The sequence below is a fragment of the Streptomyces sp. NPDC093795 genome (genome assembly GCF_044764665.1).
Taxonomy (GTDB): domain Bacteria; phylum Actinomycetota; class Actinomycetes; order Streptomycetales; family Streptomycetaceae; genus Streptomyces.
Genome location: NZ_JBIWIO010000004.1, coordinates 478,006 through 492,819, shown reverse-complemented (window position 1 = coordinate 492,819; position 14,814 = coordinate 478,006). Strand labels below are relative to the sequence as shown.

At 70.7% G+C, this 14,814-nt stretch carries 15 protein-coding genes and 2 pseudogenes; 7 read left to right on the top strand and 10 right to left on the bottom strand.

Going from position 1 to position 14,814, the window contains the following annotated elements:
- Window positions 1-109: 109 nt before the first annotated feature.
- Complete coding sequence (locus ACIRB7_RS14415; protein WP_403597273.1) at window positions 110-610, bottom strand: hypothetical protein; 501 nt, start codon at window positions 608-610, stop codon at window positions 110-112.
- Between the two features lie 160 nt (window positions 611-770).
- On the opposite strand from ACIRB7_RS14415, the gene ACIRB7_RS14410 reads away from it, so the two are divergent.
- The gene (locus ACIRB7_RS14410) at window positions 771-1,760 is read left to right on the top strand and encodes a LysR family transcriptional regulator (protein WP_403597270.1); all 990 of its coding nucleotides are present in this window, start codon (window positions 771-773) and stop codon (window positions 1,758-1,760) included.
- A 150-nt stretch (window positions 1,761-1,910) separates the two neighbouring features.
- Here the strand turns inward: ACIRB7_RS14410 and ACIRB7_RS14405 are convergent, their stop codons facing one another.
- The 4 genes from ACIRB7_RS14405 to ACIRB7_RS14390 all read right to left on the bottom strand — a co-directional run bounded on the left by ACIRB7_RS14405 (window position 1,911) and on the right by ACIRB7_RS14390 (window position 5,006).
- On the bottom strand, window positions 1,911-2,033 hold the full coding sequence (locus ACIRB7_RS14405) for a transposase (RefSeq protein ID WP_403597709.1): 123 nt from the start codon (window positions 2,031-2,033) through the stop codon (window positions 1,911-1,913).
- A 190-nt stretch (window positions 2,034-2,223) separates the two neighbouring features.
- The gene (locus ACIRB7_RS14400; RefSeq protein WP_403597267.1) at window positions 2,224-3,243 is read right to left on the bottom strand and encodes an MASE1 domain-containing protein; all 1,020 of its coding nucleotides are present in this window, start codon (window positions 3,241-3,243) and stop codon (window positions 2,224-2,226) included.
- 57 nt (window positions 3,244-3,300) lie between these two features.
- Window positions 3,301-4,203 carry a PP2C family protein-serine/threonine phosphatase gene (locus ACIRB7_RS14395; protein ID WP_403597263.1) on the bottom strand — a complete coding sequence of 301 codons (903 nt, stop codon included), beginning with the start codon at window positions 4,201-4,203 and terminating at the stop codon, window positions 3,301-3,303.
- 473 nt (window positions 4,204-4,676) lie between these two features.
- Window positions 4,677-5,006 (bottom strand): WD40 repeat domain-containing protein, encoded by a 330-nt coding sequence (locus ACIRB7_RS14390; RefSeq protein WP_403597260.1) that lies wholly within the window; start codon window positions 5,004-5,006, stop codon window positions 4,677-4,679.
- A gap of 233 nt (window positions 5,007-5,239) precedes the next feature.
- Here ACIRB7_RS14390 and ACIRB7_RS14385 point away from each other — a divergent pair, with 233 nt between their 5' ends.
- On the top strand, window positions 5,240-5,581 hold the full coding sequence (locus tag ACIRB7_RS14385) for a DUF5713 family protein (protein ID WP_403597257.1): 342 nt from the start codon (window positions 5,240-5,242) through the stop codon (window positions 5,579-5,581).
- A 25-nt stretch (window positions 5,582-5,606) separates the two neighbouring features.
- On the opposite strand, the pseudogene ACIRB7_RS14380 reads toward ACIRB7_RS14385, so the two are convergent.
- The 3 genes and pseudogenes from ACIRB7_RS14380 to ACIRB7_RS14370 form a co-directional block, all read right to left on the bottom strand.
- Window positions 5,607-6,483 (bottom strand): annotated as a pseudogene (locus tag ACIRB7_RS14380) (IS5 family transposase).
- A 46-nt stretch (window positions 6,484-6,529) separates the two neighbouring features.
- On the bottom strand, window positions 6,530-6,718 hold the full coding sequence (locus ACIRB7_RS14375; protein WP_403597254.1) for a hypothetical protein: 189 nt from the start codon (window positions 6,716-6,718) through the stop codon (window positions 6,530-6,532).
- A 322-nt stretch (window positions 6,719-7,040) separates the two neighbouring features.
- Window positions 7,041-8,324 carry an MFS transporter gene (locus ACIRB7_RS14370; RefSeq protein ID WP_403597251.1) on the bottom strand — a complete coding sequence of 428 codons (1,284 nt, stop codon included), beginning with the start codon at window positions 8,322-8,324 and terminating at the stop codon, window positions 7,041-7,043.
- A gap of 73 nt (window positions 8,325-8,397) precedes the next feature.
- On the opposite strand from ACIRB7_RS14370, the gene ACIRB7_RS14365 reads away from it, so the two are divergent.
- Window positions 8,398-9,156 carry a DeoR/GlpR family DNA-binding transcription regulator gene (locus ACIRB7_RS14365; protein ID WP_403597249.1) on the top strand — a complete coding sequence of 253 codons (759 nt, stop codon included), beginning with the start codon at window positions 8,398-8,400 and terminating at the stop codon, window positions 9,154-9,156.
- A 6-nt stretch (window positions 9,157-9,162) separates the two neighbouring features.
- Complete coding sequence (locus ACIRB7_RS14360; RefSeq protein WP_403597246.1) at window positions 9,163-9,789, top strand: HAD family hydrolase; 627 nt, start codon at window positions 9,163-9,165, stop codon at window positions 9,787-9,789.
- 165 nt (window positions 9,790-9,954) lie between these two features.
- Here ACIRB7_RS14360 and ACIRB7_RS14355 read toward each other — a convergent pair whose 3' ends face one another.
- Together ACIRB7_RS14355 and ACIRB7_RS14350 are read right to left on the bottom strand one after the other, a co-directional pair.
- On the bottom strand, window positions 9,955-10,905 hold the full coding sequence (locus ACIRB7_RS14355) for an alpha/beta hydrolase (protein ID WP_403597244.1): 951 nt from the start codon (window positions 10,903-10,905) through the stop codon (window positions 9,955-9,957).
- Between the two features lie 417 nt (window positions 10,906-11,322).
- Window positions 11,323-11,478, bottom strand: a pseudogene (locus tag ACIRB7_RS14350) (ATP-binding protein); the annotation flags it as partial.
- A 1,600-nt stretch (window positions 11,479-13,078) separates the two neighbouring features.
- Between ACIRB7_RS14350 and ACIRB7_RS14345 the strand changes: the two are divergent.
- From ACIRB7_RS14345 to ACIRB7_RS14335, 3 genes are all read left to right on the top strand, one after another.
- Window positions 13,079-13,876 (top strand): restriction endonuclease, encoded by a 798-nt coding sequence (locus ACIRB7_RS14345; RefSeq protein WP_403597706.1) that lies wholly within the window; start codon window positions 13,079-13,081, stop codon window positions 13,874-13,876.
- Between the two features lie 159 nt (window positions 13,877-14,035).
- Window positions 14,036-14,428 carry a helix-turn-helix domain-containing protein gene (locus tag ACIRB7_RS14340; RefSeq protein WP_403597241.1) on the top strand — a complete coding sequence of 131 codons (393 nt, stop codon included), beginning with the start codon at window positions 14,036-14,038 and terminating at the stop codon, window positions 14,426-14,428.
- The gene (locus ACIRB7_RS14335) at window positions 14,425-14,757 is read left to right on the top strand and encodes a DUF4288 domain-containing protein (RefSeq protein WP_403597239.1); all 333 of its coding nucleotides are present in this window, start codon (window positions 14,425-14,427) and stop codon (window positions 14,755-14,757) included. The genes ACIRB7_RS14340 and ACIRB7_RS14335 overlap by 4 nt, the downstream gene beginning before the upstream one ends.
- The last annotated feature ends 57 nt before the right edge of the window (window positions 14,758-14,814 follow it).

The following is a 14,814-nucleotide window of genomic DNA, read 5'->3' as shown; positions in this document are numbered from 1 at the left end:
GTCTCGGAGAGGGGCGGCGGACGGGAGGGCGGCGGGACCCCGGCGCGGAGCCCCTGGCGGGACGCGAGGGGCTCCACCGGAGCGGGCCGGGCGGACGACTCCCGGCGGCCTACGGGATGTTGCACTCCGTCATGCCGGGCCAGGGATCTATCGACGTCCACACGTCGACGGCGGGGATGAAGCCCCACCCGTGATTGCCCTCCTGACCGGGAGCGATGCGGTCACCCATGGTGTAGTACCAGATGTTGTTGCCGCCGCTGTGCGCGGGGCCGCTGGCCCAGCACACGAACCAGCTCGTCGAGGTGTCGATCCAGCCGATCACCGGGCACGCGGGGATGAAGCTGCCGCACCCGCGCAGCGGGGCTCCGGCACGATTGCCGCACACCCAGTCACGCGTCCAGGTGCGGCCCGTGTACGCGTCGTAGTGGCTGACGTTGCGGGCGGTGCACGACGCCTGGGCCGCGAGGGGCGCGGCCTCGGCAGCAGGCGGCGCGCTCCGCACCGCGCCGGTGGTCGTGCCGGCCTGCGGCGACGACGCCTGAACGGCGCCGGCGCTGAACAGCACGGCCAGGAGGGCGGCGAGCATCGCCACCGCTCGTCTCACAGACATGTTTCGGCCCCCGTTGTCGAGAAAGCAATGGTCGGACAGCCCTGCGGAACCATGGAGTTGTCGCGGGGCGTCGCTTGAGAGCCGAGCCTTCCACTCGCACTCTGTTCATGTCATCGCTTGTGGCCATGCGACATGAAAGAGGATCGATAAGGGATTCATCATGGTTACTGGCGAAACGGCCGCTGGTGGCGCCGCGCCGACGGGCCCCGACCCGCGGACGCCGAGCGCCCATCAACTCCGGCTGTTCGTCGTCCTCGCGGAGGAACTCCACTTCTCGCGCGCCGCCGCCCGGCTGTTCATCACGCAGTCGGCGCTGAGCCAGCAGATCAGAGACCTGGAAAGACGCCTCGGGGTGCGGCTGTTCGACCGTTCGAGCCGGGCCGTGACGCTTACCCCGCAGGGCCGGGTGCTGTTGGCGGACGCGCGCAGCGTGGTGGCGGCCATGGACCGACTGAGCCGCAGCGCTTCGACCCAGGCGCGCAGGCTCTCCGGACGGCTCGTCGTCGGCACCATCGGCGCGGAAGCGGCGATGCCCTATACGCATGCCGTGCTGCGTCTGCTCCACGAACGGCACCCGTTGGTCCAGGTCGACGTGCGCAGCCTCCACTTCGCCGACCACTTCGACGCACTGTTCCGCCATGACATCGACGTTGCCTTCCTCCGTCCACCGGTCCCGCCCGGCGTCGAGGTGCAACACCTGGCCACGGAACCGCGGTTGGCCTGTCTCTCTGCGAGCGACCCGCTCGCGGACCGCGACCGGATCACCCTCGCCGAGCTGGCGCGCCACCCGGTGATCGACGTTCCGCCGCAGGTGCCACGGCTCTGGTGGGACTTCTGGGCCGTCGACCCGCGACCCGACGGCACCCCGGTCCGCTACGGACCCGTCGCCTCGGATCTGGAGGGCCTTCTGCACCTCGTGGCCCAGGGCAAGGGCATGTGTTTCCTGCCGGCCGCCGCGCGCGACCTCTTCCCACGCCCCGGCATCCGCTACGTCGAGGTCACGGATCTGCCCCCGTCGACGGCGGGCCTCGCCTGGCTGAGGGAAAACCGCACGGAACCGCTCATCGAGGCCGTAGTCGCAGCTGCTGGACACGTGGCCTCGGCGCGGGGCCGGGGGGCTGTCCGGGGCAGGAGCCAGGCCGAGGACTGACTTCACGTCACAGGTCGCGGCTACTCCGGGCGCGGGGTCCCGGCCCCCCCGTGTGTGGCCGGTCGTCGGCGGGTCGGCCGACGAGGTCTCGGGGCGGGTGGGGCCACGGCCGAGCAGGCTGTGGCCCCCAGGCTGGTCCGACGTGGCTGTTCAGGTGTTCCGGGTGGCGGTGAGGGCGCGCTTCTCGTTGACGTGCAGGCCGGTGTCCTTGAACTCGGCGGTGACCCGCGGGGAGCCGTAAGCGCCGCCGGACTCCGTATGGACCTCGCGGATTCTCGCGGCCAGGCGCTGGTCGGCCCGCTGCCGGGTGCATCACCGTCGAGCAGGCGCTCGCCGACCACACATGCTGGAAACAGCTGACTCGCTGGACCCACCGGCGCGAAGTTCTGTCCGACATCTACCGGGCCATCGCCGGTCTCGTCTCCGACCGCCACACCACCACCTGACGGCTCCGGCGCGGGTGTCACGGATCCCGGTGGCCGCCGGGTGGGGCTGCCCGGCTCTCGGGGGTGCCGTGTGGACCCGGTGAGGGCTCGCCCGCCGCGAGGTGCTCCAGGACCTCCGCCAGTTCCTGGCAGGCGCGGCGTACCGACCGGCGGGTCGCATGCTGCTCGGTGATGACGGAGGCGAGAAGCAGGGCGGTCAGGGCGGCGGAACCGTTGAAGGCCTGGAGCTTGGCCATGATCTCGACGTCCGTCAGGTGGAGGAACGCGCCCCGCCCGGAGGTCGCCTCGAAGGTGGTGAGCACGGAGGCGAAGAGCGCGCACAGCATGCTTCCGGCGAGCTGGAAGCGGAGCGCTGCCCAGATCAGCAGGGGGAAGACGAGGAAGAGCATGCTCATCGGGCTGAGCACGGCCATGGGCATGAGGACCAGGGTCGTCAGCCCCAGAAAGGCCGCCTCCTTCCAGCGCCGTACCCGGAACCGTCCGGCCGGCCCCGCGAGGACGAGCAGGAGCGGGGCGACGAGCAGCACCCCCATCGTGTCGCCCACCCACCAGGCCAGCCAGACGGGCCAGAACTCGCTCTTGTCCAGGGAGCCCTTCACCACCTGCAGCCCGACCCCCGCGGTCGCACTGATCAGCATGGCGCCGAACCCGCCGAGGAAGACCAGGGAGAGTCCGTCCCGCAGCCGCGCCATGTCGCGCCGGAAGCCCGCCCGTCTCAGCAGCAGGAAGGCGCAGAGCGGCGCGACGGTGTTGCTCACCACGGTGACCACTGTGGTGGGCCCCGGAGCGGTGAGCGAGGCGATGACGAGGAAGGAGCCGAGGGCGATCCCGGGCCAGACCCGCGCGCCGAGCAGCAGCAGGGCGGCGACGGCGACGCCGGTGGGCGGCCAGATGGGGGTGAACACCACGCCTTCGACGACGAGGCGGCCCATCAGGCCGAGTCGTCCGGCCGCGTAGTAGCAAACCGTCACGGCCAGCGACATCAGAGCCGCCTCCGTAGAGGGCCGGAACTGCCGAGTATCCAACACGTCAGCCATCAGACACCGGCCGGGCCGCCACGACGGCGCAAGGACCCCTGCGTGTCGGGCGCCGCCTTACGGCACGGGCCCGGGCAGGTCCGAGGACCGACCCGGCCCGAGGCGAGCACCCTCTCCCCGCTCCTCCGCCGCCGACCGGGCCGGACCGCCGTCATGGCCGACGACCAGGACGGCCGCGTCGTCCTCGTGCCCCACCGTGGCCGCCAGCTTCATGACGGCGGTGGCGAGCGCGTCGACGTCCAACCCGGCGACGGCGGTGATCCCGGCGAGCCTCGTCACCCGGTCCAGACCCTCGTCCACGTGGAGCGAGGGCCCCTCCACCACCCCGTCGGTCAGGAGGACGAAGACACCGTCGGCGGTGAGCCGGTGGCGCGTGGCCGGGTAGTCGACGCCCCGGAGCACACCGAGCGGAGGCCCGCCCTCGCTGTCGTCGATGCCGGAGCGGCCGTCGGAGGTGGCCCAGATGTGGGGGATGTGACCGGCCCGGGCGCACTCCAGGGTGCCGGCAGCGGGGTCGAGCCGCAGGAAGGTGCAGGTGGCGAAGAGGTCGGCGCCCAGAGAGATCAGCAGGTCGTTGGTGAGCCCGAGCAGCTCTCCCGGGTCTCCGGTGACGGAGGCCAGCGCGCGCAGTGCCACGCGGACCTGTCCCATGAAGGCGGCGGCCTCGATGTTGTGCCCCTGCACGTCACCGATGGACATGCCGATCTGCCCGCCGGGCAGGGAGAAGGCGTCGTACCAGTCACCGCCGACGTTGAGCCCGTGGTTGGCGGGCTCATAGCGGACGGCCAGCCGGGCGCCCGGAAAACTGGGCAGGTCCGATGGCAGCATGTCGCGCTGCAGGGCCACGGCGAACTCGACACGGGAACGCTGCGTCTCGGCCAACTCCCGCGCCCTGGCGGTCAGCGACCCGAGCCGGACCAGAAGGTCCTCGCTGCTGTCGGCCGGCCGTCTGCGGAACATCGATCACTCCGACGTCACGACAATCCTCGCATCAGTCCGTCCCGTCTCCAGCACGCGGGACCACAGGGGACCACCTCGGTACGAACAGGTCCTTCCCCACTCTGCCCGGAGGGGGCGGCGTCCGCATCTCATCGGCGGAGAATGCGGCGGATCCCAGCGGGGCCACCCCACACCGCCGGAAACGAACAGCGGTTCGGCGAGATCGAAGGCATCGCCCCGCCCCTGACCTCCGTCCGGACCGAGCAGGCCGGCGCCGCGCGACTCGCCGGGCGGTCCCCGCCGCCCCGCCGCCCGGTGCCTGCCTGACCTGGCGGCAAGGCACCGGGCGGCCCCAAGGAGGCCGGGCATGACCACGAACCACACCCTCGTCCCCCGGGCGCGAAGCGTTCTGCGCCGGTCCTTCTCGCAGCCGGCGCGGCCGTCGGCCTGCTCGGCGCGCTGCCGGGCACGCCGGCCGGTCTCGCGGGCGCCGCTCAGCACACCTTCCGGTAGGGGATGCCGGACAGGTACGTCCGCCACTCGGCGGGCGAGAGCGTCCCTCTGGCGCGGCGGCACACCTCGGTGGCCGCCCGAGCCGGGTCGATGTCGTACGTCTGGGCGGGGACGCGCGCCCCCGCCGCGTGCAGGGTGTGGCCGTCCGCGCCGAACGCGAGCGACAGGACGGCGTCCCCCGCACCGGGCAGAGCGGTGCCCAGTGGCTGCTGGGAGGCCACGTCCCACAGCCGCACGGTGCCGTACGACCCGGCCGCGGCGAGGACGGAGCCATCGGGCGAGAAGGCCACGGCGGTGGTCTCCTCCGGCACGCCCGGCATCCCCTTGGACAGGCCGTCGGACAGCAGCCCGAGCGGCGTGCGCAGCCGCCCGTCCCACAGCGTGATGCCGCCCCCGAGCCGATCACGGCGGCGCGGTCACCGGCGCGGCTGGAGACGGTGCGGCACGCGCAGTGTCGGAGGTCTGGCGTCCATGGGGGGGCGCCGTTGTCAGTGGTGCTGTGCATGATCAGCCCGTCAGCTCTTCACGGAGGTAGAGAGGTGCCATGCCGATCACAAACCAGCAGGTAACGGGACACGCGTTCCTGCGGCAGATGTACGACGACTCGTACTTCCCTGATCACGTAGTTGACCAGGGGAAGGCGATCCTGCTGCGGCTGTGCGAGCGCATCGAGGCCGAGCGGCCGTCGGACCTGCAGAGCTTGTATGCACTCACCCAGGCTTCGACGGAGGAGTTCAACCTGCTGGACAGGGAGTTCGTGGCGGCCGGGAGTGAGATCGAGACGGTGGCGCGGGAGTGGATCTGTGACGAGTTCTGCTTCGTCGCGTCGGCATACGGGTTCACGGAAGCGGATGCAGAGGAGCTGACCGCCGGCCGGGACTGGTGAACCAGGACGGGAGGGTTACCTCCGTTCAAAGCCACTCGTTGATGGACGCGACGAGCGCGGTTGCCTCGTAGCGGACGGCGAGCTTGTCATACCGGGTGGCGACGGCGCGATGTCTCTTGAGGCGGTTGATCCCGCACTCGACCGCATGGCGTTCGCGGTAGTCGACCGGGTCGAAGTACGGCGGCCGGCCGCCGCGGGAACCGAGCTTCCGGCGGTTGCGCGCCTGGTCGGCCTTGTCCGGGACGGTGCAGCGCATCCCGCGTCGGCGCAGGTAGGCGCGGTTCCTGCGGGAGGCGCACGCCTTGTCGGCCCGCACCCGGTCGGGCCGGACGCGTGGCCGGCCCGGCCCGATGCGGGGTACGCGGACCTTCTCCAGCACGGGTTCGAACTGCGGCGAGTCTCCGCGCTGTCCTGCCGTGATCACGATCGACATGGGCTTCTGACCTTGCTCGACGGCCAGGTTGAGCTTGGTGGTGAACCCGCCGCGCGAGCGTCCCAGCCCCGTGATCACGGGGCTCGGTGAAGACGCCGCCCGGTGGTTCCTTCTGCAGGTGGCTCTCCTTGCGGGCCCCGGCCGCGTGCTGATGGGCGCGGCACACCGTGGAGTCGACGCTCAGGACCCACGTGATCGCCCCCTTCGCGTCGGCCAGGGACTGGAGCCGGGTGAGGATCCGCTGCCAGGTGCCGTCCCGCTGTCACCGGCGGAACAGGTCATAGACCCGGTTCCATGGCCCGTACTCGACCGGGACGTCCCGCCACGGAACACCGGTCCGGACCCGGAACCGTATGCCGTCGATCAACTGTCGCCGAGGCCAGACAGGCGGCCGCCCCGACCTGGCCCCCTTCGGCAACAGCGGTTCCAGCACCGCCCACTGCTCGTCCGTGAGATCTCCCCGACCCATGAACCGTGATCATTCATAGCCCCAAGATCCACTTTCGACACACGGCCTAATGCCAGCCGGTGTAGCCGTCCGGGGTGCCAGGCCCGGTGCCCTCGCACGCGAAACCGATGACGAAGAGAACCAGCACGATCAGGACGAGCAGCCACAGCCAGAATCGGTCAGGCAGATCTGAATGACGCTGGCCCTGCGGACGATCGTCACCCCGGCCCTCAGCGTCGCTGTCCTCGTCGGTCACCCTGCACCCCCTACCTCCACGTTCATGGCACTGCATCGCACGGTCGGCGTCAAGCCTTCCAACTCTGCCGGTTCCGGGCGCGAACCACCACACCAGCGTCAGAGGCATCAACCGACACGACCAGCACATCAGCCAACTGCGGTAGAAGTGAGGTCATTTCAACAGAGCACAGCCATAGGCTGCCCGCGCTGCGGACCGGTTGACCGTGTCACCGAGATGATCTCCGGCTACGAAAATCTTGCCAGAGCCACGTTCGCGTGTACGACGACACGAGGACGCCTTTGGTGGATGTGACGGTCGAGAGAGGCCTGCAATGCCGGTTTCAGGCCGTACTCGTGCCGACCGTCGGCCCGTCGGACGCCGGCCGGGTGGTCGCCCCGGCCCCGGGTCGCGGGTCGGGGCGGAGCACGCCCGCCGCCACGGCGGCCACCGCGCAGAGCGCCACCGGGAGCAGCAGTGCGAGATTCAGCGGTACGAGGTGGGTCAGCGGGCCGATGACGGCGGGCCCTGCCAGCATGCCGAGGTAGCCCAGGCCCGCCACGCGGGAGACGTGGGCGCCGGCCGCGTCCTCGTCGGTGTGGCCTGCGGCGCTGAAGAGCTGGGGTACGCAGCCGGACAGTCCCAGCCCGAACACGGCCCAGCCCACAAGCGCGGGCGCCACCCACGGGGACAGCGCAGCGACGGTCAGCCCGGCGCCCGCGGCGGCGGCGCCGTAGCGGACGACGAACACCGGGCCAGTACGGGCAGCGACCCGGTCGGTGAGCAGGCGGCCCACCGTCATGGCGGTGGCGAAGGCGCCGTAGGCGAGGGCGGCGGTGGCGGGGGGCGCGCCCAGCACGTCCTCCAGGTGCAGCACGCTCCAGTCGTTGGCGACGCCCTCGCAGAGCATCAGCAGGAGGGCCAGTGTGGCCAGGGCCCACACCCGCCGGGGCGTCCGCCGCCGGCCGGCCGGGCGTGCGCCCCGGCCCGTCGTGCGGCCGCCGACCGCCGCTCTCTCGGCGGCGGTGTCCTGCTCCCCCGTGGTGCCGGTGTCCTTCCCGGCGCCCCGGGGCGGGCCGAGCAGTGCGGGTGTGGCGACGAGGGTCACCAGGAGGCCGGTCGCGGCGGCGGCGGCCAGGGTCGCGCCGAGGTCCCAGCCCCAGGTGATCAGCCGGGCGCCGACGAGTGCGGCGAGCACGCCGCCCAGCGAGAACATCGCGTGGAACGCGGACATGACCGGCCGGCCGTAGGCGCGCTCCACCTGGACGGCGTGGGTGTTCATGCTGACGTCGAGGCAGCCGTTGCCGAAGCCCAGCAGGAACAGCGCGACCCCGAGCCCGGGCGCGTCGGCCGCCAGGGCGGGCGCCACCACCGCAGCGCTGCACAGCGCTGCGCCCGCTGGAACCACCCTGCGGGCGCCGAGGCGGTCAGTGAGACGGCCGCATAATTGCATCCCGGCGAACGCGCCGCCGCCCAGCAGCAACAGCAGCCATCCCAGGACGGCGTGGCTGATCCCGGTGTGGGACTCGACCGCGGGGATGTGCACGATCCACATGCCCATCACGAAGCCGTTCAAGGCGAAGAAAGCGAACGTGGCGAGGCGGGCGGCCCGCAGGGTTCTGTTCATGGCTGCGAGCATAATGAACAATAACTATGTTTGATATATTGACTATCGCACTCGATTTGTGTGCAATGTGCGCATGGGAACCACAGAACGACACCGCCGGATCGCCGATGCCCTGCGGGAGGCGCACGAGCTGAGCGTGGCGGAGCTGGCCGGGCTCACCGGTTGCTCCGAGATGACGGTGCGGCGCGATCTGGAGATCCTGGCCGATCAGGGAGTGCTCGAACGGTTCCGCGGCGGTGCGCGCAGTCTGCTGCTGCGGGGCGAGGAGCCGCCGTTCGGACTGCGGGCGCAGGAGGGCGAGGAGGTCAAGCGCCGGATCGCCGCCGACGTCGCCGCCCTCATCGCCGACGGGGAATCCGTCGTCCTCGACAGCGGGACGACGTGCCTGGAGGTCGCGAAGGCGCTTCGCGGCCGTCGTGTCACCGTGATGCCGCTGTCGCTACACGCCGCCAACGCGCTGACGGGCGTCCCGTCCGTGCGGCTGCTCGTGCCGGGCGGTGAGCCGAGGCCTGGCGAGCTGGCACTGACCGGGCCCCTCACGGAGGCGTCACTCGCGGCGGTCCGCTTCGACACGGCCGTCATCGGCTGCTGCGGCCTCACCGCCGACGATGGCCTGACCGCCTACGACCTCGCCGACGCGGCTGTGAAACGGGCGGCGATGGCGTCGGCACGGCGCACCGTCGCGGTCGCCGAGGCGGCCAAGTTCTCCCGCACGGCGCTGGCGTTCGTCGCGCCGCCCACCGCGCTCCACGCCGTCGTCACCGACGTGACGGCACCGGCCGCAGCGACCGACGCGCTGGCCGCGGCCGGCGTCACCGTACGGAAGGTGTGACCCGCCATGACGTCTCGCGGAACCGTCCTGTTCGACCTGTTCGGCGTCATCGCGCTGCCCCAGCCCCTGGAGGCGCAAGCGGCTCTCGTCGCCACGGCGGGCACGCCCGCGCCGCCCTTCTGGGACGCGTACTGGAGGCTGCGCCCACCGTACGACCGGGGCGACCTGACCGGTCCGGCCTACTGGCGCGAGGTGGGCACCGTGCTGGGCACACGCTTCGACGCCACACGCGTCGGGGCGCTCATCGACGCCGACCTGGCGAGCTGGAGCGCGGTCGACGAGGAGATGGTGGCGCTCGTCGGCGAACTCGCCGCAACCGGACCGCGCCTCGCCCTGCTCTCCAACATCCCGCCCGAACTGGCCAACCACTACGAACAACATCACGCCGCCTGGCTACAGCACTTCGACGTACGTGCGTTCTCCTGCCGGACCGGTCACGCCAAACCGGATCCTGCCGCCTACGCGTGGTGCCTGCGGGCACTCGCCGCACCACCGCGGGACGTCCTCTTCGTGGACGACAGGGAGGAGAATGTGGCCGCGGCACACGCCGCCGGGCTGCACGGCGTGCTGTTCACCGGCGCGGCCGACCTGCGCACGGCGCTACGGGAGCACGGGGTCAGCGCGGCCGCGTAGCCGGTCGCCCTGCCGGAGACGACCGGCCACCGGCCATCGGCGGCCGACGTGACCGGCCACGGATCACCGGGGGCACGTGTCCGCTTCCCCCTGGCGCTGCCCGCGGCGCTGCCCACCGACCAGCCCGTCGCGCCCGAGTGCTCGGTTCGGGGACGCGCAGGGTCTTCATGTCGTGGCGGCGCCGTCGAACGCGGTGCACAGGAACGCCGCTGCCTGTTCCACCGCGCGGCTCCCCGCATCGAGGGTGCCCGCCATGGCGAAGAAACCGTGCGTCACACCCGGGTAGCGCACGCACTCGGCCTCGACGCCGCTGTCACTCAGGCGTCGGGCGTACTGCTCGCCCTCGTCGCGCAGCGGGTCGTACTCGGCGGTGATGACGAGCGCCCGGGGCAGGCCCGCGTGGCTGGGCGCGCGGAGCGGTGACGCGAGAGGGTCGTTGCCCTCCTCCGACAAGGTCAGGTAATTGTCCCAGTACCACTGCACGGACTTGTCGTTGAACAGCAGCGGATCGGTGTTCTCGCGGCGTGACGGCGTGTCCGCGAAGTAGTCCGTGTTGGGGTAGACGAGCAGTTGGGCCCGGATGGCGGGGCCGCCCGCGTCCCGCGCCATGAGGGTCGTCGCGGCGGCGAGGTTGCCACCTGCGCTGTCACCGCCGACGGCGATGCGCGTGGGGTCGCCGCCGAGGCGTACGGCGTTCTCCGCGGCCCAGCGCAGGCCCGCGAAGCAGTCGTGGACCGCAGCGGGGAACTTGTTCTCCGGTGCCAGGCGGTACCCCACCGCGACGGTGAGGCAGCCGGCGGCGTTAGCCAGGCTGCGGCAGATGGCGTCACTCGTCTCGATGCTGCCCAGGCTCCAGCCGCCACCGAAGAAGTAGACCAGCACCGGGAGGGGCCCGCGGCCCGCCCCGGGCCGGTAGAAGCGGACCGGCAGTGTCCCGGCGGGACCCGGTATCAGCTCGTCGAACACCTCCCGCACGGGCTCGGGGGTGCCCGCGCCCGACCGGACGGCGGCCAGGTCGGCCGCCCTCGCCTCGGCCAATGTCATCTCGTACAGCGGCCTGGCTCCTTCGGCGGCACGCCGGTCGTACTGGGCTTGCAACTGCGGATCGAAAACCACGGTCTCTCCCGTCCGGTCGGCTCACAATGGGAGACCCAGGCACGGCGCTCGGCGGTGCGGCGCGTCGACACCGTTCAGCCGCAGGCGCGTTGAGGACCGGCGATGTCCACCGGCTGCCCTGCTTGGTCCCTGGCCCGAGCCTACGCGACGGCATCCCCGAGGCGGTGGTCGCACGGAGGGAGGCAGATCCGCGGGAGGGAGTGGCCGTCGGGTCTGTGGGACGTCGCAACCGGCACAGTGAGCGCCACCCACACCGAGCACACGGCAGAGGTGCCCCGACAGCCGCACCCTCGCCACGGGAACTGACAACGGGATCGTGTGCTGTGGAACGCGGCCACCGGCAAGACAGCCGCCAGGTTGATCGGTCACCCCACCTCGGCGCGGGACGGTGCCGACGGCGCACGCGTCCTCGTACCGGTCGACGTGGCCGGAACGGACGATCGTCTTGTTCAGCTGATTCTCGTCAGCGGCTTCGACCAGTTCGTTCACCAGCTTTGTGGCCAGCGTGTAGCGGACCCGGTAGCCCTTCATGGCAGCCTCGGTGTCCAAGGCGATGAGCATGTGGGACTCGTCGATGCGGGAGTTGCCGAATAGGCCCTGTGGCGGCTCACGCCGCGCCTCTCACACGCCCCCTCCGGGGAGAGGACCGGACCGACAAGAGCGACACCGCTGCGCGTGGGCGGCTCCCGTGGTTGAGCACTGGCTGAGGGGTCCCGACCTGCAGCGCCCAGGAAGCACGCGAACTCGCCGACGTCCTTCCCACCGGCCAGATCGCGCATCTCAATCTATCCGAGCACGAACAGCCCACCCTGTACTGAACACCCACCAGCACCGAAGCAGGAAAAGGAGCGGTCACCCGGGAACCGCGAAGCCGCCCTCTCCTTGGCCGGGCGCGGCCTGGGGCTGCCCGGTCTCGGAGAACCTCCCCGCGAGCCCGGTCAGTACCGAAAAGCACTGAGCCCCGAAGAGCCAAGCGTCGAAGGGTGGCCGGGAGGAGGGGCCCCGGGGACGGGTTGTTCCCGGAGCCCTACTCCGGGGCCCGAAGGTGCGCGGGGTTACCGGCTGCGCGGGATGGTGAACCTGGGCTCCACCAGGACAATCCGGGTAACCGGGCAGGTGTGCACGGGCATGTGGAGGGTCCAGAAGGGAGGTTCTCGGCGGCGGAGCGGGGCCCGGCGACACGGAGCCTGGCGCAGCGGGAGCGCAAGAAGGCGGAGGGCTCCCGCATGCGAACGCTGACGGCCGTCAGGGGCTAATGACCAGCCCCGCCGTCGCCAGGGCGCCAGCCGCGAAGGCCAGGACCGCCATCCGCTGCGCGTTGCGCACGTAGCCCTGCCTGCGCTTGCGCCCTCTGCGGACCGCAACCTTCGTCCCCAGGTACACGCGCTTGATGTTCCGCGGGGCGAAGACGACGGGGTACCGCCGACCCACCACGTGGGCGTGGCCAACGCTCGCACCCGTTTCGTGCCGACCGGAGCCCACGTAGCTTAGTGCGACCAAGTCATCACGGGTAGCCCGAACAGGCCAATCTTCAGACCGGCATACCAAGCCACTGAAGCCCACAGGGGTGCGGCCTCGCCGGGAAGAGGAGACCCTCAGAATCGCACAGAAGCGGTCGGCATCAACTTCTCCGCGCACCCAGTTCGCCGCCACCCTTGGGAAGCCAACCGAGTCAAGGCCACAGGCGACAAGATCACTTTCGGTTTGAATCAAGTAACGCACTGTCAGTGGGGCGCTCTACATTGGTCGGTCGCGCGGGAGAGCGCGTTGTCGATCGGGGAGGGGTGTCGGTTTTGCCGTTCATCAAGGGGTATCTCAGGCGGGACGGGACGTCGGTACGGTCTCATTGGCGGGCGCCGGCGGGGACGAGTAGGCAGACCGCGCTGGCCATCGGGATCGTGGCGGCCGTGTTCGTGTTCGGGGGTTCGTCGGGTACTTCTGCCGGTGGTGGAGCGGGGACGGAGCGGTTACCCGCGCCCCGGCCAACCTCGGGGGTGGCCTATCCGATCAAGTTCCCCGGCTGGGACAGGCCGGCGCCTTCTCCGGCACCGACGGTCTCCTATCCGATCCGGTGGCCCGGGTGGGACAAGCCCGCTCCCCGTCCCCAGCCAACGGTCTCCTACCCGATCAAGTGGGAGCGCGACGGGAGCGGAAGGTGAGCCGGCGTCGGCCCGTGCGGCGCCGTACGAGCAGGCGGCGCTCACGCAAGACGTCCGGCGGCGAGCAGTTGGTCCTGGTGGTCGGTGGACTGATTCTGGCGTGGATGCTGCTTATGGGTGTGGTGCGTTTCGTGGCCGCTCACCCGTGGGTTCCGGTCGTTCTGGTGCTGCTGGTGGGCGGGGCCGTGGCGGCCTGGACGGTTCAGCGGCGGCGTGCGGCTCGGTGGGAACGAGTGAGGTCTCAGGGGCTGCGCTATGCGCTGGCGCAGCTGGACACTTTGCATCACCGGCAGTTCGAGCACGCGGTGCGGGATCTGATGCGGCGCGATGGGTGCGCGGATGCCGTGCAGGTCGGCGGTGCCGGGGACAACGGCGCGGACGTGAAGGCGACCGACCCGTACGGGCGGCGTTGGGTGATTCAGTGCAAGCACCGCAAGGCCGGCCTGGCCGGCTCCGCGGTGGGTACGCCGGATCTGCAGGTGCTCAACGGCACCGGCCGGCCGGTGCACAAGGGCGACGTCGTCGTCCTCGTTCCCAACGGCAGAGTATGCGGGGAAGGCGGTGGGCCGTGGCGGCGGGCGGGGTCAGCCGCTCCGCGATCCGGCGCCGCCCGGCACATGGCCTTCTTTCGCCCGGCGCCACGGGCCCGCACGCCGAACGGCCCGCACCGTCATCCGGTACGGGCCGTTCATCCACCCAAGAGCCCGCCGGAAGGGGGGGAGTACGGCAGGCTCTGCATATCCAGAGCGGTCCCATGCGCTCGATCCCCGCATGCCCCCGAATCCACCACCCACACCCAGCCATCCGACTGAACAGCCCGGACAGCCCGGCCGGGCCAGTTCAGGAACGCCGGACTCGCTGCTCAGCGCGACCGACCAGGGGACCTGTCCGGTGGAGCGCAGGGGGTCTCAATACGCGAGCTCGCCAGTCCCGGGGCCGGCTTCACAGTAGGCGGAAGGTCGGCGAGCGGAATGCGTGGCACCGCCGTGGGCCAGCTGACAGGGCTCCAGGCCCCCTTGAGGGCGGGAGTGATGCAATGTTGGTCTTTCAACCCTTCGTCTGTTGTTCCTCCTTTGACGCGGCCGCAGTTGGCCGAGGCCCGGCGTGTGCGGGCGGCCGAGTTGTTCGAGCAGGGGCGCTCGGGTGCCGAGATCGCGCGGATGCTGGACGTCAGCGAGGAGAGCGTGCGGCGGTGGAAACATGCGACCCGCAATTGCCCTGGTCCTTCCTCACCCACACGGGCCTGGCCATCCACCCGCCAACCCCACGAAACTAACGAAAAGATCAGCAGGGCCTGTTGCGAAAGTAGATCTTTCTTTGTGACGATCACCTTTTGGCGCGAGGGGATGACGAACCGGCAATGAAGCAAGAGCCGAAGGCGTGGTACAGCGCCAGAACTTTCTACAGGTGGCTGACCTGGGAAAATCGGCCCTACGAGGAGCGTGTCGTGCTGTTCCGGGCACGGTCCCTCGAGGAGGCCATCGAACTGGCCGAGCGAGAGTCGGCCGAGTATACCGAGGAGAACGACCTCGAAGTCTTCGACTTTGTGCAGGCGTACAGGATCGCCGACGGCGACGAGGAGGTGGTCGCAGGTACGGAGGTGTTCTCCAAACTGCATGCGCTCGATCTCCCGGCGGAGGAGTTTCTCAACCGCTACGACTCGGGACCAGCACACACTCAGATCAGTGAGTGATGTCGTTCATGGTGCTCGGCCCGGCAACAGGGCATGGTCGCCGCCGTTCGACTGCCC